The sequence below is a fragment of the Ruegeria sp. AL12 genome (genome assembly GCF_056540885.1).
The window spans coordinates 1-1,227 of record NZ_JBQFXN010000052.1; the positions used below are offsets into that span (position 1 = coordinate 1).

Annotated in this window: 2 protein-coding genes; both read left to right on the forward strand. The window is 55.6% G+C overall.

Features of this window, described 5'->3' with window-relative positions:
- The first annotated feature begins 68 nt into the window (after positions 1–68).
- Complete coding sequence (locus ACR0C6_RS21270) at positions 69–557, forward strand: acyloxyacyl hydrolase (RefSeq protein WP_480605064.1); 489 nt, start codon at positions 69–71, stop codon at positions 555–557.
- Between the two features lie 101 nt (positions 558–658).
- On the forward strand, positions 659–1,227 hold a 569-nt coding region (gene trpA, locus ACR0C6_RS21275), incomplete at its 3' end, for a tryptophan synthase subunit alpha (RefSeq protein WP_267365473.1).

A 1,227-nucleotide genomic window follows, 5' to 3' on the forward strand; every position in this document is an offset into this window, starting at 1 on the left:
TAAATTGAAAAACGACGGCTACGAATACCAGTTATTAGCGCACGATCACTTTTTGTTGGCGGACACAGATGAAGCACTTTTTTCTTGCAACCGTACTGGCGGCAACGGCCTGCGCGTCAGCCCAGGCCCAGACCGTAGTTTTTGGTGCCGGATACGCGGACTATTCTGAAGACACATCCGAAGATCAGGGTCTGATCTCGATCGAATACCACCACACGCCATTTCATCATGCCACGCGGTTTCGCGCCGGTTTGGGCGCGGCCCTAACCGTAGATGAGGATGGGGACACGCATATCGGCGCGGGCCTGATCGGGCAGTATGCGCTAAGCGATCGCTGGTTCGTGGAAGGCAGCGTGATGCCTGGGTATTATAACGCCAGCAACGACCTGAATGATCTGGGGGGCGATTTCCAGATTCGCAGCCTTTTGGGACTTGGCTATAACCTGAACAATGGCAATAGCGTATCTGTCGCACTTACCCATAAATCCAACGCCAGCACAAATGACGAGAACCCGGGCGTGAATGCCCTGCTGGTACGCTATCATCTGGGCTTCTGATCCATATCATCTGGGCTTCTGATCCATTCCTGTCTGGGCGGGATTGATTTTCGGTCAAAGTTTCTGCACATCAGGTCGAAACCCGAGTGCAAGGACATCCGATGACCCGTATCGACGCCAAGTTCGCCGCCCTGAAAGCCGAAGGAAAAAAAGCCTTTGTCGCCTATGTCATGGCCGGAGATCCCGACTATGACACTTCGCTTGAAGTGGTCAAAGGCCTGCCTGGTGCTGGCGTGGATGTTATCGAGCTGGGCTTGCCCTTTACTGACCCGATGGCCGACGGCCCGACAATTCAGGCCGCGGGCCAACGTGCGCTTGAGCAGGGCATGACCTTGCAACGCACATTGGATCTGGCACGAACCTTTCGGGAAACGGACGATACAACCCCCATTGTCCTGATGGGGTATTACAACCCGATCTACAGCCGGGGTGTCGATGCGTTTCTGGCCGATGCAAAAGCAGCTGGTATTGACGGGTTGATCGTGGTGGACCTTCCCCCCGAGGAGGACGCAGAACTCTGCCTGCCCGCGCAAGCGGCGGGTCTGAATTTTATTCGCCTGGCGACCCCGACCACGGATGACAAACGCCTGCCACGTGTTCTGCAAAACACTTCGGGCTTTGTTTATTATGTCTCGATCACCGGGATCACTGGCGCAGCCGAGGCAGAAGC